Annotated in this window: 19 protein-coding genes and 3 pseudogenes; 15 read left to right on the plus strand and 7 right to left on the minus strand. The window is 69.6% G+C overall.

Annotated elements, in window-relative coordinates; genetic code table 11:
• Positions 1-426: 426 nt before the first annotated feature.
• Positions 427-996, minus strand: a complete 570-nt coding sequence (locus EFK10_RS14985; protein ID WP_240677229.1) for a hypothetical protein — start codon at positions 994-996, stop codon at positions 427-429.
• Positions 997-1,111: 115 nt separating this feature from the next.
• Here EFK10_RS14985 and hemL point away from each other — a divergent pair, with 115 nt between their 5' ends.
• From hemL to ccsB, 8 genes are all read left to right on the plus strand, one after another.
• Positions 1,112-2,425 carry a glutamate-1-semialdehyde 2,1-aminomutase gene (gene hemL, locus EFK10_RS14990; RefSeq protein WP_127356192.1) on the plus strand — a complete coding sequence of 438 codons (1,314 nt, stop codon included), beginning with the start codon at positions 1,112-1,114 and terminating at the stop codon, positions 2,423-2,425.
• On the plus strand, positions 2,422-3,105 hold the full coding sequence (locus tag EFK10_RS14995) for a histidine phosphatase family protein (protein WP_127356193.1): 684 nt from the start codon (positions 2,422-2,424) through the stop codon (positions 3,103-3,105). Before hemL ends, EFK10_RS14995 begins: the two co-directional genes overlap by 4 nt.
• Before the next feature lie 152 nt (positions 3,106-3,257).
• On the plus strand, positions 3,258-4,565 hold the full coding sequence (locus tag EFK10_RS15000) for a polysaccharide deacetylase family protein (RefSeq protein ID WP_127356194.1): 1,308 nt from the start codon (positions 3,258-3,260) through the stop codon (positions 4,563-4,565).
• A 20-nt stretch (positions 4,566-4,585) separates the two neighbouring features.
• On the plus strand, positions 4,586-5,152 hold the full coding sequence (locus EFK10_RS15005) for a type 1 glutamine amidotransferase domain-containing protein (RefSeq protein ID WP_127356195.1): 567 nt from the start codon (positions 4,586-4,588) through the stop codon (positions 5,150-5,152).
• Positions 5,153-5,297: 145 nt separating this feature from the next.
• Positions 5,298-5,915: a TlpA family protein disulfide reductase gene (locus EFK10_RS15010; protein ID WP_127356196.1), complete on the plus strand. Its 618-nt coding sequence runs from the start codon at positions 5,298-5,300 to the stop codon at positions 5,913-5,915.
• 1 nt (position 5,916) lies between these two features.
• Entirely contained in the window at positions 5,917-6,690 is a 774-nt protein-coding gene (locus EFK10_RS15015; protein WP_127356197.1) for a cytochrome c biogenesis CcdA family protein, read from the plus strand.
• A gap of 3 nt (positions 6,691-6,693) precedes the next feature.
• Positions 6,694-8,472, plus strand: a complete 1,779-nt coding sequence (resB, locus tag EFK10_RS15020) for a cytochrome c biogenesis protein ResB (RefSeq protein WP_127356198.1) — start codon at positions 6,694-6,696, stop codon at positions 8,470-8,472.
• Positions 8,472-9,545 carry a c-type cytochrome biogenesis protein CcsB gene (gene ccsB, locus EFK10_RS15025; protein ID WP_127356207.1) on the plus strand — a complete coding sequence of 358 codons (1,074 nt, stop codon included), beginning with the start codon at positions 8,472-8,474 and terminating at the stop codon, positions 9,543-9,545. The genes resB and ccsB overlap by 1 nt, the downstream gene beginning before the upstream one ends.
• 70 nt (positions 9,546-9,615) lie before the next feature.
• On the opposite strand, the pseudogene EFK10_RS15030 reads toward ccsB, so the two are convergent.
• Together EFK10_RS15030 and EFK10_RS15035 are read right to left on the minus strand one after the other, a co-directional pair.
• Positions 9,616-9,777 (minus strand): annotated as a pseudogene (locus tag EFK10_RS15030) (isopenicillin N synthase family dioxygenase); the annotation flags it as partial.
• 2 nt (positions 9,778-9,779) lie between these two features.
• Positions 9,780-10,049, minus strand: a pseudogene (locus tag EFK10_RS15035) (nucleoside deaminase); the annotation flags it as partial.
• A 101-nt stretch (positions 10,050-10,150) separates the two neighbouring features.
• Here EFK10_RS15035 and EFK10_RS50170 point away from each other — a divergent pair.
• The 3 genes from EFK10_RS50170 to EFK10_RS15050 all read left to right on the plus strand — a co-directional run bounded on the left by EFK10_RS50170 (position 10,151) and on the right by EFK10_RS15050 (position 11,928).
• Complete coding sequence (locus tag EFK10_RS50170) at positions 10,151-10,462, plus strand: PucR family transcriptional regulator ligand-binding domain-containing protein (RefSeq protein WP_240677230.1); 312 nt, start codon at positions 10,151-10,153, stop codon at positions 10,460-10,462.
• A 196-nt stretch (positions 10,463-10,658) separates the two neighbouring features.
• Positions 10,659-11,192 (plus strand): rhomboid family intramembrane serine protease, encoded by a 534-nt coding sequence (locus EFK10_RS15045; protein WP_127356208.1) that lies wholly within the window; start codon positions 10,659-10,661, stop codon positions 11,190-11,192.
• A gap of 37 nt (positions 11,193-11,229) precedes the next feature.
• Positions 11,230-11,928: a DUF4870 domain-containing protein gene (locus EFK10_RS15050; protein ID WP_127356199.1), complete on the plus strand. Its 699-nt coding sequence runs from the start codon at positions 11,230-11,232 to the stop codon at positions 11,926-11,928.
• Between the two features lie 21 nt (positions 11,929-11,949).
• Here the strand turns inward: EFK10_RS15050 and mqnP are convergent, their stop codons facing one another.
• Both mqnP and EFK10_RS15060 read right to left on the minus strand, forming a co-directional pair.
• Positions 11,950-12,852, minus strand: a complete 903-nt coding sequence (gene mqnP / locus EFK10_RS15055; RefSeq protein WP_127356200.1) for a menaquinone biosynthesis prenyltransferase MqnP — start codon at positions 12,850-12,852, stop codon at positions 11,950-11,952.
• Complete coding sequence (locus EFK10_RS15060) at positions 12,849-14,300, minus strand: menaquinone biosynthesis decarboxylase (RefSeq protein ID WP_127356201.1); 1,452 nt, start codon at positions 14,298-14,300, stop codon at positions 12,849-12,851. Before EFK10_RS15060 ends, mqnP begins: the two co-directional genes overlap by 4 nt.
• 87 nt (positions 14,301-14,387) lie before the next feature.
• Between EFK10_RS15060 and EFK10_RS15065 the strand changes: the two genes are divergently transcribed.
• The 4 genes from EFK10_RS15065 (at position 14,388) to mqnE (ending at position 17,362) form a co-directional block, all read left to right on the plus strand.
• On the plus strand, positions 14,388-14,810 hold the full coding sequence (locus EFK10_RS15065; protein ID WP_127356202.1) for a PLD nuclease N-terminal domain-containing protein: 423 nt from the start codon (positions 14,388-14,390) through the stop codon (positions 14,808-14,810).
• A gap of 92 nt (positions 14,811-14,902) precedes the next feature.
• Positions 14,903-15,574 carry a UbiX family flavin prenyltransferase gene (locus tag EFK10_RS15070; RefSeq protein ID WP_127356203.1) on the plus strand — a complete coding sequence of 224 codons (672 nt, stop codon included), beginning with the start codon at positions 14,903-14,905 and terminating at the stop codon, positions 15,572-15,574.
• Positions 15,575-15,656: 82 nt separating this feature from the next.
• Positions 15,657-16,109: an Lrp/AsnC family transcriptional regulator gene (locus tag EFK10_RS15075; protein WP_127356204.1), complete on the plus strand. Its 453-nt coding sequence runs from the start codon at positions 15,657-15,659 to the stop codon at positions 16,107-16,109.
• A gap of 89 nt (positions 16,110-16,198) precedes the next feature.
• Entirely contained in the window at positions 16,199-17,362 is a 1,164-nt protein-coding gene (mqnE, locus tag EFK10_RS15080) for an aminofutalosine synthase MqnE (protein ID WP_127356205.1), read from the plus strand.
• 312 nt (positions 17,363-17,674) lie between these two features.
• On the opposite strand, the gene EFK10_RS15090 is transcribed toward mqnE, so the two are convergent.
• The gene (locus EFK10_RS15090; RefSeq protein ID WP_127356206.1) at positions 17,675-18,706 is read right to left on the minus strand and encodes a hypothetical protein; all 1,032 of its coding nucleotides are present in this window, start codon (positions 18,704-18,706) and stop codon (positions 17,675-17,677) included.
• A pseudogene (locus tag EFK10_RS50180) lies at positions 18,706-18,828 on the minus strand (N-acetylneuraminate synthase family protein); the annotation flags it as partial. The gene EFK10_RS15090 and the pseudogene EFK10_RS50180, both read right to left, overlap by 1 nt.

An 18,828-nucleotide genomic window follows, 5' to 3' on the forward strand; every position in this document is an offset into this window, starting at 1 on the left:
AGAGCGGCCCCGCACGACGCTCGCCATTCGCCAGCACATCCGCCAGGAGAACGCCCATGTTCTTGGGACGTACCGTCTCCGAAGATTCCATCCCTCCCAGGCACGGGCCTGCGGGTGGCGCGTCTCGAAGACGAAGTGCGGTCTCCGGGGTGGTGGCCGGGATCCCAGGGGTTCAGCAGGTCGTAGAGCGCGGCGGCGTCAGCGTCTGAGAACACCGCGACAGTATCGACGCAGCGCCGGCCGCGACCAACCGAATTATCGGGCGGCGTTGGTGCGCTTCCAGTGGCTGTCGGTGGTGCAGACGTACCAGTTGGGGTCGCCGGGGGGTGGGGCCCTCGGGAATGGGGAGGGTGCTGCAGGCGGTCAGGGCGTAGGTGCCGCCCAGGACCGCCAGGGCTGCCGCTAAGAGGGCGCCGCGGCCTGCGGTCACGGCCAGACCAGGCAGTAGAGCTGGTGCCCCGACTCGTGGCAGCGTTGGGCGAAGTCCTGCCATTCGTGGAGCATCTGGTAGATGACGAAGGCGTCACGGGGGCCGCGACGGTCGGGGACGGTGGACCAGATGAAGGCGGCGGCGCCGAGGGATTCCTCGTCGGCTTTGCGGAGGGGTTCGACGACGGATATGGGGAGCTTGACGACGGCGTAGTCGGGGTGGAGGACGACGAGCTCGAGGGGAGGGACCTTGGCGGGGGGTATGCCCTCGATGCCGGTGAGGACCATGGCGGCCATGGTTTCCGGCTTGACCTTGGTGTACAGACCCTGGCCCAGCTCGTCGCCGCCGAGTTCCTCGGGGCGCATGGAGATGGGTACGCGGGCCGCGGTGGCTCCGTCCGGCGCACCGAAGTACTTGTAGGTCACCCCCACTCGGCCACCCCTGCTCCCACTCTCTGCGGTTTGTTCGCGATCGGCTGATGACCGGCGGCGGCGTCCGGTGGGGCGGGCAGGTTCGGGCTCGTGGTCATCGCCCGCACCATCGCCCAGCTCGCCACCGCGCTGCATTTCACTACCCGACCATCCACAGGCGCAACCGCGCAACCCGATCATCGTCTCAGATGCACGGTCGAGACCTGACCGCGCAACGCCCGCCACGCTCAGCATTTGAGAGCATGTGCTTGTGAGCTATCCGTACGCATACGAAGCGCCAGTTTCTCAGACCCTGTTCGACCGAGCTTCGGCGGTGACCCCAGGTGGCGTGAACTCGCCGGTCCGGGCCTTCCGGGCGGTGGGCGGTACGCCCCGGTTCATGGTGTCCGGAAAGGGTCCGTACCTGACGGACGCCGACGGCCGCGAATACGTTGATCTTGTGTGCTCGTGGGGACCGATGATCCTCGGCCATGCGCACCCCGAAGTGATCGGCGCGGTGCAGGCGGCGGTCGCGCGCGGTACGTCCTTCGGCACGCCCGGTGAGGGCGAGGTGGAGCTGGCCGAGGAGATCGTGGCCAGGGTGGCGCCGGTGGAGCAGGTGCGGCTGGTGTCGTCGGGGACCGAGGCGACGATGTCGGCGATCCGGCTGGCGCGCGGCTTCACGGGCCGGGCGAAGGTGGTCAAGTTCGCGGGTTGCTACCACGGTCATGTGGACGCGCTGCTGGCGGCGGCGGGTTCCGGCGTTGCCACTTTCGGGTTGCCGGACACGCCTGGGGTGACGGGCGCACAGGCGGGCGACACGATCGTGCTGCCGTACAACGACCTGGAGGCCGTACGGACCGCCTTCGCAGCGCACCCGGGCGAGATCGCGTGCGTGATCACGGAAGCGTCGCCGGGGAACATGGGCGTCGTGCCGCCGCTGCCCGGGTTCAACCAGGGGCTGGCCGACCTTTGCCGGGCGGACGGCGCGCTCTACATCTCCGACGAGGTCATGACCGGCTTCCGGGTCTCCAAGGCCGGCTGGTACGGGATCGACGGCGTGCGCCCGGACCTCATGACCTTCGGCAAGGTGATGGGCGGCGGCTTCCCGGCCGCGGCCTTCGGCGGCCGAGGCGACGTGATGGGGCACCTCGCGCCCGCCGGGCCGGTCTACCAGGCGGGCACGCTGTCCGGTAACCCGGTGGCGACGGCCGCGGGCCTCGCCCAGCTGCGGCTGCTCGACGACGCGGTGTACGAGACCGTGGACCGGGTGGCGGCCGAGGTGTCGGGACTGGTCAGCGAGGCGCTGAGCAAGGAGGGCGTGGCGCACCGGCTGCAGACCGCGGGGAACATGTTCTCCGTGTTCTTCACGGACGAGGCGGTCACCGACTACGACCTGGCCAGGAAGCAGGAGGCCTTCCGCTTCAACGGCTTCTTCCACACGATGCTCGCGCAGGGCGTCTATCTGCCACCCTCCGCCTTCGAGTCATGGTTCGTGTCGTCCGCGCACGACGCCGCCGCCATCGAGCGGATTGCCGCAGCGCTTCCCGCCGCTGCCCGAGCCGCCGCGGAGGCCACGGCATGAGCTCTGACAAGGACATCACCGTCGTCCACCTGATGCGCCACGGCGAGGTCGAGAACCCCACCGGCGTGCTCTACGGGCGGCTGCCCGGCTACCACCTGTCCGACCTGGGCCGGAAGATGGCCGACCGGGTCGCCGAGCATCTGGCCGGCCGCGACATCACGCACGTCGTGGCGTCGCCGCTGGAGCGGGCGGAGGAGACGGCGGCGCCCATCGCGGCGAAGCTGGGCTTGAAGACGGCGACCGACGACCGGCTGGTCGAGGCGGAGAACGTCTTCCAGGGCAAGACCTTCGGCGTCGGCGACGGCGCGCTGAAGAACCCGGCCAACTGGAGGCACCTGGTCAACCCGTTCAAGCCGAGCTGGGGCGAGCCGTACGTCGATCAGGTCGTACGGATGATGGCGGCCCTCGGCGCGGCCCGGGACGCGGCGCGCGGGCACGAGGCGGTGGCGGTGAGCCATCAGCTGCCGATCTGGATCGTACGGAGCTTCGCCGAGCGGCGGCGGCTGTGGCACGACCCGCGCAAGCGGCAGTGCACGCTGGCCTCGCTGACCTCGTTCACGTACGAGGGCGACAAGATCGTGGCGATCGGCTACAGCGAGCCGGCCCGTGATCTGGTGCCGGCGCATCTGCTGGCCGGGGCGAAGCCGGTCAAGGGCGGCTCGAAGGGCTTCGGGGCGTAGATATCGAAGGGCTTCGGGGCGTGAACAGGGCGTAAGCGGGGCGTGCGCCGTACGCGTGAATCCTGCCCTGGGGAATGAACCGCCGTGGTCGTCATGGAATCTGGCTAGTTGTCATTATTGTCAGATTTTGAGCACGGACGGGGTGCGTGCGTATGACTCATATCAGCCGACGGGGGATGGTGGGGCTGGCGGCGGGGGCCGCCGGGGTGGTGGGCGCGGCGACGTTCGGACTGACCAGCGGCTCCGAGCCGCACCCGGAGGCGCACCCCGGCCCCGCCCCGCGCAAGCCGCACAAGCCGCGCAGGCCACAGGAGCCCCCCGCACGGCTGATCGGCGACGGCTCGACCGCCGACACCGGCGAGCAGCCGCACCAGCCGCCCCCGCCGGGGCCGATGGAGCCGGGGCAGAAGCCGCCGCAGTTCGTGATCTTCTCCTGGGACGGGGCCGGGGAACTGGACACCGGGCTGTTCACGCGCTTCCGCAAGGTCGCAGCCGACCACGGCGCGAAGATGACCTTCTTCCTTTCGGGGATCTATCTCCTCCCCGAGTCGAAGCGGCACTTCTACCGCCCGCCCCACAACCCCGTCGGCGCCTCCGCCATCGGATATCTCACCGACGCCCACGTCCGGGCCACCCTCGACCAGGTGCGGCTGGCCTGGCTGGAGGGCCACGAGATCGGCACGCACTTCAACGGGCACTTCTGCACCGGCACCGGCTCGGTCGGCCGCTGGTCGTCCCGCGACTGGTACAGCGAGATCGAGCAGGCGATCGCCTTCGTCGAGAGCTGGCGTACGAACACCGGCTTCCGCGACCTCGACCCGCTGCCCTTCGACTACCGCAAGGAACTGATCGGTGCCCGCACCCCCTGCCTCCTGGGCCAGAAGAGCCTGCTCCCCGTCGCCTCCCGCCTGGGCTGGCGGTACGACGCCAGCTCACCCGGCGGCATGCAGACCTGGCCGTCGAGGACGTACGGGCTGTGGGACCTGCCGCTGCAGGCGATGCCCTTCCCGGGGCACGGCTTCGAGGTGCTGTCGATGGACTACAACATGCTGGCCAACCAGTCCGTCCGCGCCACCCGCAGCGACCCGCGCAACTACCCCGGGTGGGAGCGCCAGGCGCGCGAGGCGTACCTCTCGGGCTTCCGTCGGGCGTACGAGACGAACCGGGCGCCGCTGTTCATCGGCAACCACTTCGAGGAGTGGAACGGCGGGATCTACATGAACGCCGTCGAGGACGCCCTCAAGCGCATCGCCGACCACCAGGACGTGCGGCTGGTTTCCTTCCGGCACTTCGTGGACTGGCTGGACGCCCAGGATCCGGCTGTGCTGGCGAAGCTGCGGACCCTGGCGCCCGGGGAGGCACCGGCTGCGGGGTGGCAGGAGTTCCTGGCGGAGCCGGGTCTGCAGAAACGTTTCGCGTACGACGGCGGGAAGGCGCGCGGCGACCGTTTCGTCCGGTAAAGGGTGGGGAGGCGACCCACATGTCGAACACACTGCAGGGCAAGACCATCGCCTTTCTCGTCGCCCCCGAAGGCGTCGAGCAGATCGAGCTGACCAGCCCCTGGCAGGCCGTGCAGGAAGCGGGCGGCACGCCGAGGCTCATCTCGCTCAAGGAAGGACGGATCCAGGCCTTCAACCACCTCGACAAGGCCGACACCTTTGCGGTCGACGCCGTCGTCCGGGACGTGAGCGCCGGGGACTTCGACGCCCTCGTACTCCCCGGCGGTGTCGCCAACCCCGACTTCCTGCGGACGGACGGGCAGGCCGTGTCCTTCGCCGCGGACTTCTTCAGTCAGGGCAAGCCGGTCGCCGCGATCTGCCACGCGCCGTGGACGCTGGTCGAGGCCGACGTCGTACGCGGCCGTACCCTCACCTCCTGGCCCAGCCTGCGCACCGACATACGCAACGCGGGCGGCACGTGGGTCGACGAGGAGGTCAAGATCTGCGACTCCGGGCCGAACGTGCTGGTGACCAGCCGGAAGCCGGACGACCTCAAGGCCTTCGAGGACACGTTCGTCAACGTCTTCGCGAAGGCGGGCGCGAGCTGACCACCGCCAACGCGGGCTGATCGCCGCCCGGAACGCGGCCTGACGGCCCGTCGATCACCCCGCCCTTACTTGGGGCATTTGCCGCTTTCGGCAAAGGTGTCGGGGGCGCGTAAGATCGCGCGGCACCCCATGCGAAACTTTTCACATGAGTACTGCGCGCGCCCCTCGATGCCGTTCGCTCCGCAGGGCCTCGGCACTTGCCGGGGCCGCCGCGTTCGCGCTGCTGGCGCTGTCCGCCTGCACGTCGGGCTCCGGCTCGTCCTCCTCCGGCAGCGGCACCAACTTCGTCTCCGGCACCGGAGAGATCAGCACGGTTCAGCAGGGGCACCGCGAGGCTGCCCCGGCGCTGAGCGGCAAGACCGTGGACGGTGCCGACCTGAGCGTGTCCGACTACAAGGGCAAGGTCGTCGTCCTCAACATCTGGGGATCGTGGTGCTCGCCCTGCCGGGCCGAGGCCAGTAACCTGGTGGCCGTCGCCAACGCCACCAAGTCCAAGGGCGTCCAGTTCATCGGGATCAACACCCGTGATCTGCAGACCGCGCAGGCCGTGGCGTTCGAGAAGCGGTACGACGTCACCTACCCCAGCTTGTACGACCCCACCGGCAAGCTGATCCTGCGCTTCCCCAAGGGCAGCCTCAACCCGCAGGCCATCCCCACCACCATCATCCTCGACCGACAGGGCAAGATCGCGGTGCGTGCTCTCAAGGCACTCACCGAGAGCGAGCTGAGCAAGGCCCTCGACCCGCTGATCGCGGAGAAGTGACGTGACCCCACTCGTCACCCTGGCCGCGGCCGGCGATGTCAACAAGACCGTGCTCAACGGAGCACTGCTGGCCGCCGTGCCGATCGCGCTGCTCGGTGGCCTGGTCTCCTTCTTCTCGCCCTGCGTCCTGCCGCTCGTGCCGGGCTATCTCTCGTACGTGACCGGGGTCACCGGCACGGACCTCGCCGAGGCCAAGCGGGGCCGGATGATCGCCGGCGCCTCGCTGTTCGTCCTCGGCTTCACGGCGGTCTTCGTCTCCGGCGGCGCGCTGTTCGGCAACTTCGGCTGGACGCTGCAGACACACAAGGACGTCATCACCAAGGTGCTGGGCGCGCTCACCATCGTCATGGGCCTGGCCTTCATGGGCTTCGTCGGCGGGCTCACCCAGCGCGAGTTCCGCTTCCACAAGCGGCCCGCGATGGGTTTGGCCGGGGCGCCGCTGCTCGGCGCGCTGTTCGGGATCGGATGGACGCCCTGCATCGGCCCGACGCTCGGCGCCGTACAAACTCTTGCCTTCAACCAGGCCAGCGCCGCGCGCGGCGCACTGCTCACCGTGTTCTACTGCCTTGGCCTCGGCGTGCCGTTCATCCTCGCCGCGGTCGCCTTCCGCCGTGCGCTGGGCGCTTTCGGCTGGGTCAAGCGCCACTATGTATGGGTCATGCGGGTCGGCGGCGGCATGCTGGTCGCGGTCGGCGTGCTGCTCGTCACCGGCGTGTGGGACCACATCGTCTACCAGATGCAGATCTGGTCTTCCGGCTTCACCCCAGGGATCTGATCCATGAGCACCACCGAAACCGACGAGAGCGAGCTCGGCACCGCCGGCGCGCAGCTGTCCACCGCCCCCCAGGAGGACCTGGGCACGGTCGTTCCCGGCTCCTTCGGCGGCGTACGAGCACCGGGCCTCGGCGGGGGACTTGCCTGGACCGGCCGCGAGGTCTGGGGCTGGGTGCGCTGGATGTGGCGGCAGCTGACCTCGATGCGGGTCGCGCTGATCCTGCTCTTCCTGCTGTCTCTCGCCGCGATCCCCGGCTCACTGATCCCGCAGACCAACACGAACGCGGTCAAGGCACAGGACTTCAAGGACGCGCACACCACCGTCGCGCCCATCTACGAGAAGCTCGGCCTCTTCCACGTCTACAGCTCGCCCTGGTTCTCGGCGATCTACATCCTGCTGTTCATCTCGCTGGCCGGCTGCATCGTCCCGCGCAGCTGGCAGTTCGTCGGCCAGCTCCGCGCCAAGCCCCCGGCCGCGCCGCGCAACCTGACCCGACTGCCCGCGTACGCGACCTGGCGCACCACCGCCGAGCCCGAGCAGGTGCTGGACGGCGCGCAGAAGCTGCTGCGCAAGCGGCGTTTCCGTACGGCGGTGGGGGGCTCGGCGGTCGCCTCGGAGAAGGGCTTCCTGCGCGAGGCGGGCAACCTGATCTTCCACATCGCGCTCTTCGGACTGCTGATCTCCTTCGCGGTCGGGCAGTTGTGGAAGGGCGACGGCAGCAAGCTGATCGTCGAGGGCGACGGCTTCACCAACACCGTCACCTCGTACGACGACTTCACCCCCGGCACCTTCTACGGCGCCGACGACCTGAACCCCTTCGGCTTCACGCTGGACAGCTTCACCGCCACGTACGCCACCAGCGGCCCCGACATCGGCACCGCCCGCACCTTCCGCGCCAACATCCACTACTGGAACGGCGCGGACGGCAAGCAACAGAAGTCGTCGATCGAGGTCAACAAGCCGCTGGAGATCGGCGGTTCGAAGATCTACCTGAACGGGCACGGCTACGCACCGGTCGTCACCGTCAAGGACGGCACGGGCACGGTCGTCTACCAGGGCGCCGTGGCCTTCCTGCCGACGGACACGGACCTCAACTCGACCGGCGTCATCAAGGTGCCCGACGCCCGGGACAAGAGCGGGAAGACGGACCAGCTCGGCTTCAGCGGCTCCTTCCTGCCGACCGCGGTGGTGAGCCAGACGCGAGGGTGGTACTCCTCCTTCCCCGCGCTCGCCAACCCGGCGCTCATCCTCAACGCCTACCACGGTGACCTGGGGGTGGACTCAGGACTGCCGCAGAACGTGTACCAGCTCGACACGAAGAACATGAAGCAGTTCAAGGACGCCAAGGGCAACATCGTCAGCAAGGTGATGCAGGTCGGCGACACCATGACGCTGCCGGACGGCGCGGGGTCGATCACCTTCAACGGCATCAAGACCTTCGCCCAGTTCCAGATCACCCACCAGCCGGCCACCGGCTGGGCGCTCGGCAGCGTCATCTCCATGATCGCGGGCCTCATCGGCTCGCTGTTCATCCAGCGCCGCCGCGTCTGGGTGCGGGCGGTGCGCGGCGCGGACGGCGTCACCGTCGTCGAGCTGGCCGGCCTGGGCCGCAGCGAGTCCGCGAAGATCGCCGACGAACTGGGCACCGTCGTGGACGGCCTGCTGCCCGTGGCGCCCCAGGCGTCGGAAGACCCGCCGGAAGAACCAGAAGACCCCACAGAAGACCCCACAGAAGACCTCTCCGCAGAAACCCGGTCCGAGGACGAAGGAGCCCGCGCGTGATCACCGCTGCTGCGGCTGTCAACGAGAACGTCGCCCACATCAGCAACTACCTGGTCTACTCCGCGATGGCCGTCTACACGCTGGCGTTCCTCGCGCACATCGCGGAGTGGACCTTCGGCAGCCGCAGCAAGGTCGCCGTCCAGTCGGCCGCCCTGGTCGGCGAGCAGTCCGCGAAGCCCGCCGTCACCGTCAGGTCCCAGGGCGGCACCACCGTCCTCGACCGCCCCAAGGTCGTCACCCGCACCACCGCCAGCGACCGCGGCATCCCCGACGGCCCCGGCGCGGCCGGTGAGGACGAGCAGGGCGACCTGTACGGACGGATCGCCATCTCCCTCACCGCCCTGGCCTGGGTGCTGCACGTCGGCGGCGTCGTGGCCCGCGCCGTGTCCGTCGAGCGTGCCCCCTGGGGCAACATGTACGAGTTCTCGATGACCTTCGGCGCCACGGCGGTCACCGCGTACCTCGTCCTGCTGCTCCTGAAGAAGAACGTCCGCTGGATCGGCCTCTTCCTCGTCACCGCCGTCCTGCTCGACCTGGGCCTGGCCGTCTCCGTCCTCTACACCGCCAGCGACCAGTTGGTCCCCGCCCTGCACTCGTACTGGCTGTGGATCCACGTCTCCTGCGCGATCATCTCGGGCGCGGTCTTCTTCCTCGGCGCCACGGCGACCTTCCTCTACCTCTTCCGCGACAACTACGAGGTCGGCCTGACCCAGGGCAAGCCCAACAAGGGCACCTGGGCCGGCATCATGAACCGCCTGCCCGCCGCCGCGAGCCTCGACAAGTTCGCGTACCGCGTCAACGCGGCGGTCTTCCCGCTCTGGACCTTCACCATCATCGCGGGCGCCATCTGGGCCGAGGCCGCCTGGGGCCGCTACTGGGGCTGGGACCCCAAGGAGACCTGGTCCTTCATCACCTGGGTCGTCTACGCCTGCTACCTGCACGCCCGCGCCACCGCCGGCTGGAAGGGCCGCAAGGCCGCCTACCTGGCGCTTCTCGCCTTCGCGTGCTTCATCTTCAACTACTACGGCGTGAACATCTTCATCACCGGCAAGCACTCGTACGCGGGCGTCTGACGGCAGCAGCGCAGGTACGTGGGGCCGCCTCCCGGCACTGGGAGGCGGCCCCACGTCGTCGCAGAGCCGATCAACTCACGCTGATCGAGTCCAGCTTGGCCCGCAGATAGGCGTGCGAGTCGACGGGCTCGTACGCCACCCGGCCGGTCGGCGCGGGGAGCGACTCGACGAGGGTGCGGGGGTCGCACTCGTAGAAGTAGACGAGCGACATCAGCTCCTCGGCCGGGCGCCGTAGTACCGGCACGGAGACAGCGTCGTGACCATCGTCGTACCCCGGTAGGTGCGCTGCCGACCCGCCGCACGAAAAGCGTCGGTCTCGCCGTGCGAGGACGGGTCACCGTCCTGGACCCGGCGGTTGTGGCCACGGCCGAGGACCGTACGCCCGTCCGGGCCGTACAGGGCGGCCCCGATGGGGATCCCGCCCTCGGCGAGCCCGGCCCGGGCCTCCGCCACGGCCGTCGCCAGCATCGCCTGCGGGGCGGTGCCAATGTCATCGAGCGTCATGACCACCACTCTGTCCGGCCGGAAACACCCCGGCAGCGTGCGGAAAGTACTCTCCGGACAGCCTGACTCAGGACGAAGTGTCAGTGCCCAGGGAGGATCGCATGCCCGCTCTCACCCTCCGTGAGATCCTGGCCCTCGATGCCGTCGCCGACGCCGCGCCGCACGTACTGGCCGGCGAGCGGGCGCTCGACCGCCCGGTCCGCTGGGTCCACTCCAGCGAGGTCTACGAGGGGCGGCTGGGTGGGGGTCCTCCCCCTGCCTTCGGCCGGGAGGTACCCCCACCCCCAAGCTCTCGACTTCGCTCGAGCAGGGGGGACCCCCAGCGCCTTGCGATCGCAGGCGCCGCTGCGGACATCAGCCGCTGGCGCGGCGGGCCGTCCTTCTCCCACGGAGATCGGCCGGACAGGCCCTAGAGCCCGACAACCTCCGGAACCGCCCCGAATGTCAGCGGCGTTGTCTACCGTGGACGGAGCATGACCGAAGGGGGATTCGGTGGCGTACGAACCTGTCGTGGGCGACGCGGACGACGCGGGCGGCCCCGCGAGCCGACGGGCGCGGGAGTGGGCGGCCCTCAGGCCCGGCGACCGGGTGAAGGCCGCCGCCGGACTGATGCTCGCCTGGGTGGGCGTGCTGTGGCTGGTGGAGGCGCTGGACGTCCTGTCCGGCCATGCGCTGGACACCTTCGGCATAGTGCCCCGCCAGCTCGGCGAGCTGCGCGACATCGTTCCGGCCGCCTTCATCCACTTCGGCTTCGACCATGTCGCCGCAAACAGCGTGCCGTTGTTCGTGCTCGGCTTCCTCGCGGCGCTGCGCGACCTGGGGCGCTTCCTGGGTGTGGTCCTCGTGATCGTCGTCACCAGCGGCCTGGGGGTGTGGCTGGTCGCCCCCGCGCACACCAACACGGCCGGTGCCTCCGGCGTCGTCTTCGGCCTCTTCGGCTATCTGCTGGTCCGGGGCTTCGTCGACCGCCGCCTGCTGGACATCGGCGTCGGCCTGGGCATCGCCGTCGTCTACGGCTCCATACTCTGGGGCGTGCTGCCGACCGCCCAGGGCGTGTCCTGGCAGGGGCACTTGTTCGGTCTGGTGGGGGGCGTGGCTTCGGCCTTCCTGTTCCGTGACGTACGATCCGGGATCATTCGCTGACCGGTCGAAGGGTGGTCAGCACTCCTCGGGGGAACCTATGACCAGTTTCGAAAAGCGCGACGACGCGGCGGCGGATGCGACGGACGCGACGGATGCCGCAGAGACCGTCGACGCCGTGCCGCCCGCGCCATCCGTGCCGCCGCAACCCGGGCCGCAGCCGGGTGCCCAGGGCGCCGGACCGCAGCCGCCGTATCCGGGTGTGCCCGGCCAGCCGCCCCACCCGGGGTGGCAGGGGCAGCCGGGGTATCCGGGCCAGCCGCCGTATCCGGGGCAGCCGGGGTGGCAGCCGTATCCGCCCCAGAAGTCGCCCACGAGCGTCGCGATGTGGGCGCACCTGGGCGCGCTGCTCACGCTCACCGTGGGCGGCACCGTGTGCTGCATTGGCCCGCTACTCTGCTGGATCGCACCCGTCGTGGTCCGTAACGATTCGCAGAACCGGCACGACCCCTTCATCCGCCATCACGCGACCCAGGCCCTCAACCACGCCATCACCCAGGCGATCGCGATGGTGCTGGCCGTCCTGCTCTACATCGGCGTGATCGCGTCGTCCGCCTTCGTGGATTCCTCGCAGTCCGGGTCCTGGGCCGTCCCGGTAGTCGTGGGCAGCCTGCTCCTGGCGCTCATCGGGTACGGCATCGCCGGGTTCGTGTTCGCCATCATCGGCACGACGAAGGCCAACGGCGGCCAGTGGTGGTCGTATCCGAAGATGTTCGCGATCCCGTTCGTGAAGCCGTAGCGCTGCCGGGCGCGGCCTCCGCTACCAGCTGAGGCCGCGCACCGCGAGGTCCAGCAGCGCGCAGACGAACAGGGCGATCCCGATGAAGCCGTTGACGCTGAAGAAGGCCCGGTTGAGGCGGCTGAGGTCGTGCGGCCGGACGATGGAGTGCTCGTAGAGGAAGGCGCCGACGACGATCACCAGGCCGAGCCAGAAGAAGGCGCCGGCGCCGGTCGCGAGGGCGTACCAGACGAAGAGCGCGGTGGTGAGCGCGTGGCAGACCCGGGCGCCCCAAATCGCAGCCGGGATGCCGAAGCGGGCCGGCACCGACATCACGCCGATCTCGCGGTCCGTCTCGACGTCCTGGCAGGCGTAGATGAGGTCGAAGCCGCCGATCCAGACGCCCACGGCGAGGCCGAGGATCACCGCGTCCCAGGACCACTCCCCGGTGATCGCGAGCCAGGCTCCGATCGGGCCCATCGCCTGGGCGAGGCCGAGGATGGCCTGCGGGAAGTTCGTGAACCGCTTGCCGTACGGATAGAGCACCATCGGGAAGACCGCGATGGGAGCGAGCGCCAGGCACAGCGGATTGAGCAGGGCGGCCGCGCCGAGGAACACCACGAGGGCGACCAGCGCGCCGGTCCAGGCGGACTTCACCGTGACCGCGCCGGTGACCAGTTCGCGGTGTGCGGTGCGCGGGTTACGGGCGTCGATCTCGCGGTCGATGATCCGGTTGGCGGCCATCGCGAAGGTGCGCAGGCCGACCATGGCGACGGTGACCAGGAGCAACCGCTCCCAGTGGACGTTCTGGTCGAGCTGGAACATCGCGGTGAGGGAGGCGATGTACGCGAAGGGCAGCGCGAAGACCGAGTGCTCGATCATCACCAGGCGCAAGAACGCCTTGGTGCGGCCCGGCTGCGGGATCGCGGCAGAGGCGGTGCTCACAGGCCGTACTCCTTCCAGCGGCGGTCGACCTTCGTGGCCGTTTCGGGGTCCGGCAGGACCATGTCCGGCCAGCCCCCGTCCCGCGTGTAGCCCTCTTCGGGCAGCTTCCTGGTCGCGTCGATCCCGGCCTTGCCGCCCCAGAACTGCTGGTACGAGGCGTGGTCGAGGTGGTCGACCGGTCCTTCGACGACGGTCAGGTCACGGCCGTAGTCGGTGTTGCCGAGCGCCCGCCAGGCGACCTCGTGCAGGTCGTGCACATCGCAGTCCGCGTCGACCACGATGATCAGCTTGGTCAGCGACATCATGTGCGCGCCCCAGACGGCGTGCATGACCTTCTGGGCGTGCTTGGGGTACTTCTTGTCGATAGAGACGATCGCGCAGTTGTGGAAGCCGCCCGCCTCGGGCAGGTGGTAGTCCACGATGTCCGGCACGATGACCTTCAGCAGCGGCAGGAAGAAGCGCTCCGTCGCCCGGCCCAGCGGCCCGTCCTCCATCGGCGGCCGGCCGACCACCGTGGACTGCAGCAGCGGACGCTTCCGCATCGTCACGCAGTCGATGGTCAGGGCCGGGAAGGGCTCCTGCGGGGTGTAGAAGCCGGTGTGGTCGCCGAACGGGCCCTCGGGGAGCATCTTGCCCGGCTCCAGCCAGCCCTCGATGACGACCTCGGCCTGCGCGGGGACCTGGAGCGGGACGGTCTTGCAGTCCACCAACTCCACCCGCCTGCCCTGGATGAAGCCCGCGAAGAGGTACTCGTCGATGTCGCCGGGCAGCGGCGCCGTGGCCGCGTACGTCACGGCTGGCGGGCAGCCGAAGGCGATCGCCACGGGCAGCCGCTCGCCGCGCCGTTCAGCGGCCTTGTAGTGGTTGCGGCTGTCCTTGTGGATCTGCCAGTGCATGCCGATGGTGCGGCGGTCGTGCCGCTGCAGCCGGTACAGGCCAAGATTGCGGATGCCGGAGTCCGGGTCCTTGGTGTGCGTCAGGCCCAGGTTGAAGAAGGACCCGCCGTCCTTGGGCCAGGTGAAGAGGGCCGGCAACTGCTCCAGGTCCACGTCGTCGCCGGTGAGGACGACTTCCTGGACGGGCGCGTCCTTGACCTTCCTGGGCGGCACATGCGTCATCCCGGCCAGCTTGCCGAAGGCCTCGCGGACGCCGACGAAGCCGTGCGGCAACTCCGGCTTCAGCAGGCCGCCGATCCGGTCGCTGATCTCGCCGTACGACTTCAGGCCGAGCGCCTTCAGCAGGCGGCGGTCGGTGCCGTAGACGTTCATCGCGAGGGGCATTGAGGTCCCGCGCACGTTCTCGAAGAGCAGGGCCGGGCCGCCTGCCTTGTTCACGCGGTCGACGATCTCGCCGACCTCCAGATAGGGGTCGACCTCGGCCTTGATGCGCTTGAGGTCGCCGTCCTTCTCCAGAGCTCTGAGGAACGAGCGAAGATCGTCGTAAGCCATGCATTCCAGTATCCGGTACGCACTACTCTGGACCCGTCACCGGGCCCCTCGTGCGGCCCTTCACCGCGTTCTGGGGGACCTTCCGCGATGTCCGGGTATCTGCCGTACCTGTTGGTGCTGGCGCTGTGGATCTACGCCTTCATCGACTGTCTGAACACCCCGGAGCCGGAGGTGCGCGGGCTGCCCAAGGTGATCTGGGTCATCATCATTCTGCTCTTCGGTGAGGTGCTGGTCGGTCCGATCGCCTGGCTCGTCGCGGGGAAGCAGCGCGGAGTCCCGGCGGGCGGCAGCACACCGTCGGAGTGGCACCGCAACCACCGCACCGGGGCGGAGACCGGGCCGTGGATCGCGCCGGACGACAACCCCGAGTTCCTCAGGTCGCTGCGCGAGGAGCGCAAGAAGGACGAGTCGCTCCTCAAGGACTGGGAGGCCGACCTGCGCCGCCGCGAGGACGAGTTGCGGCGGCGGGAGCAGGGCGGCGCCGGGCCCGAGGACGACCCCAGGGCCTGAGGCATACATCCTGGGCACGCGCCTGAAGTCCTGATGCCCTGACACTCTGACCGATCCAGAGGCTGCGCGGCGAGCGGGATAGGCTCGCAGGCATGGACGACAGCAAGCCGCGCAAGCCCTGGGTCGTCGGCGTGTCCGGGGCTTCCGGGACGCCGTACGCGGCGGCTGTGCTGCGCGGGCTGCTGCAGGCGGGCGAGGCGGTGGACCTGGTGGTCAGCCGGGCCGCGCGGCTCACCGTCCTGGACGAGACGGGGGCCCCCTTCCGCGACGCGCACTGGCGGGAGGACCTGGCCCGGTGGCTGGCCCGCGGCGCCGACGGGACGGCCGAGCGCTTCGCGGGGGCCGACCTGGCGGACGTACGGTACTGGGCCGCCGGGGACCTGGCGGCGGGGCCGAGCTCGGGGTCGTACGGCGTGAAGGGGATGCTGATCGTCCCGGCGAGCACGGCGTGTGTGGCGGGGGTCGCGCTCGGGCTGTCCAAGGATCTGCTGCAGCGTGCGGCGAGCGTGACGCTCAAGGAGCGGCGCCCCCTGGTGGTGGCGGTGCGCGAGACCCCGCTGAGCGGGCAGACCCTCCGCCACCTGGTCACCCTGGACGACGCGGGCGCCGTGGTGCTGCCTGCCTCGCCCGCTTTCTACGCCGGTGCGACCGACATCCAGGACCTGGTGGACTTCGTCGCGGGACGGGTACTGGATGCGGCAAGGGTGCCGCACAAGCTCTACCGCAGGTGGGAAGGCGAGCTCGGTGGAGGCAGAGCCGAGTAGATGCGCAGGGCGCACCGCCACTTATGCCTTAGATTCTTGTCCAGACAGCGCAGTCACGGCACGAATGAAGGGGTCCATTCTGATGGACGCGGTGGACAGGCAGCTCATCCAGGCGCTACGTGAGAACGGCCGCGCCTCTTACGCCGAGCTGGGCCGGTTGGTAGGCCTGTCGGGCCCCAGTGTCACCGACCGGATCAACCGCCTGGAGCAGGCCGGCGTCATCACCGGCTACCGGGCCACAGTGGCGCCCACGGCGCTCGGCCTCGGTGTCACCGCCCTGGTCGGCCTGCAGCTCAGCGACGCCGCCGACCACGAGGACGTGGCCATGCGGCTGCGCGACCTGGACGAGATCGAGGACTGCTGGTTCATCGCCGGCGAGGACTCGTACATGCTCAAGGTCCGGGTCCCGGACGTGGACGGCCTGGAGCGCACCATCCGCCGGCTGTCGGGAACCACGGGCGTGGCAAGGACCCGTACGACGATCGTGCTCAGCACGAAGTGGGAGAACAGGGTCGGCGCACTGCCCGACGAGTGAGGGGGCCTGGGGTCATGCCCCCGGAAATACGCAGTGGCGTAGGCTCGATCGGGTCGAATCGGACTGGCGGACTGACTGGAGGACGCGGCATGGACGCTGGGCTCAAGCGTGAGCTGGAGGAGAAGGTTCACTCGGGCGAGCGGCTCACCCGGGAGGACGGAATCGCCCTCTACGAGTCCGACGACCTGGCATGGCTCGGGGGCCTCGCGCACCACGTGCGGGAGAAGAAGAACGGCGACGTCGTCCACTTCAATGTCAATCGGCATCTGAACATGACGAACGTGTGCACCGCCTCCTGCGCCTACTGCTCCTTCCAGCGCAAGCCGGGCGAGAAGGACGCGTACACGATGCGCATCGAGGAGGCCGTCCGCCTCGCCACGGCGATGGAGGGCGAGAACCTCACCGAGCTGCACATCGTCAACGGCCTTCACCCGACGCTCCCTTGGCGCTACTACCCGCGCTCGCTGAAGGCCCTCAAGGAAGCGCTGCCCTCCGTCTCGCTGAAGGCATTCACCGCCACCGAGATCCACCACTTCGAGACCATTTCCGGGCTCTCCGCCTCCGAGATCCTCGACGAGCTGATCGAGGCCGGTCTCGAGTCCCTGACCGGTGGCGGCGCCGAGATCTTCGACTGGGAGGTCCGGCAGCACATCGTCGACCACCGCACCCACTGGGAAGACTGGTCGCGCATCCACCGCCTGGCGCATGAGAAGGGTCTCAAGACCCCCTGCACCATGCTCTACGGCCACATCGAGGAGCCCCGCCACCGCGTGGACCACGTCCTGCGTCTGCGTGAGCTCCAGGACGAGACCGGCGGCTTCCAGGTCTTCATCCCGCTGCGCTACCAGCACGACTTCGTCGACCTCAAGGACGGTAAGGTCCGCAACACCCTCCAGGCCCGCACCACCATGGCCTCCGGCGCGGACGCGCTCAAGACCTTCGCCGTCTCGCGGCTGCTCTTCGACAACGTGCCGCACGTGAAGGTCTTCTGGGTCATGCACGGCGTCCAGACCGCCCAACTCGCCCTCCAGCACGGCGCCGACGACATGGACGGCTCCGTCGTCGAGTACAAGATCACCCACGACGCCGACAACTACGGCACCCCCAACAAGCTCACCCGCGACGATCTCCTCGAGCTCATCCGCGACGCCGGCTTCCGCCCCGTCGAGCGCAACACCCGCTACGAGATCATCCGCGAGTACCCGGGCCCCGATGCCGGCCGCCGCGAGGCCCCGCAGCCCATGCGCCTCTGACTTCCTTTCTGACGCGGCCCTCGCGCGGGGGCCGCGTTCAGCGCACGTAGCCCCATGCCGCTGCCATCGGGCGCAGGCCGGCCGGGATCTCGTCTGCCATCGGCAACGGCCGGCCCGGCTGCACCGTGCCGGAGCGGATCTTTCACTCATGGGGCGTTCGTCGGGGCTGCCTTCGTGCCAGGAGCGGGCGATGGAATACGGGTGGCGGCTCTGAAATGCCGGAGCCGCCCCGGGAAAGGCAGGCGCAGCGCCCCCACGCGCAACACGCCTGCCCTCCCGGGGCGGCTCCGTACTTTTCCCCTGCCCTGGCCCCTAGTGCCGTACCGCGTTCAGCTGGTGGCGGGTGCGGGCGGTGGAGATGACCTCCTCGAGGAAGGCGGCGGCACGGTCGGAGGTGCCTGGGACGAGCCAGGACTGGATGGAGTCGTGGACGACGATCTGGACGCCGGTGCCCTCGAGGACGGTCGGGAGGGTGTGGACGACGGTCGAGGGGAAGCTGACGACCGTACGGGCCACGGGCCCGGATCGCAGGGCGAGTTCGAGGGGGACCTCGGGCGAGATGATCTCGACGCCGGCGACCTCGGCGATGCGGGCGAGCTTGCTGGGATCCTCGCGGCGGTGGGCCAGATAGCGGTCGACGCCGTACTCGTGGGCGAGGGTGGTGACCTCGGCGATGTAACGGTTGACGGAGACCAGGCCGGTCTCGGCCAGTGAGGTGCCGACCAGGTCGACGCCCGGCAGTATCCGAGGCGGCCCGTAGCGGCGGCGGGTCCAGCTGTAGCCGTTGACGGAGACGATGCCGCCCGGGGGCAGCCGCAGATCTGTGGCGAGGGAGGAGAAGACCTCCAGCCGCTTGCCGTGGCCGGGGGTGAGCCGGCGCCCGGCGCGGACGGAGGAAGCCGGGGCGGACTTGCCGTCACGGTGCCACCGTACGAGCGGCTGCCCGGCCAGCAGTTGGGTGGACAGCTCCAGGGTCGCCGTGCCGTCGTCGACGAGCACCACGTCCTGGGCGCGGGTCAGCGGCAGCAGGCGCTGGATGAGGCCGGAGAAGGGGTCGCCGATCACCAGCCGGCCGGCCCCGGCCAGCTTCGGCGCCAGGGCGGCGACGCAGCGGGCCAGGGCGGCCGGGTTACGGCGGATGTCGTGCACGCTCACGCCGACGCCCTCGGCACGAGCCACTGACACCATGGCGTCGAGCTGCCGCCGGGTGGTGCCGTCGAGGGGGAGAAGGACCGCGGCGTCGAGACGGCCAAGGTCAACCGCGCCACGGCGCTCTCCCAGCGCCCACTCCAGCAGGTTGAGCAACTGGGCGGGGCTCTCCACCAACGCGAGCGTGCGGCTCATCAGGCGGTGGCCAGTTCAGCTGCCGCGGCCTCCTGCTCGGCGATGACGCCGGGCACGCGGCGGAGCTTCTTCATCGGGCCGAGCTCGCCCTCGTAGACCTTCTTCACGCCGTCGCCGAGCGC

Origin of the sequence: Streptomyces soli (assembly GCF_003999195.1) — a bacterium.
Classification (GTDB): domain Bacteria; phylum Actinomycetota; class Actinomycetes; order Streptomycetales; family Streptomycetaceae; genus Actinacidiphila; species Actinacidiphila soli.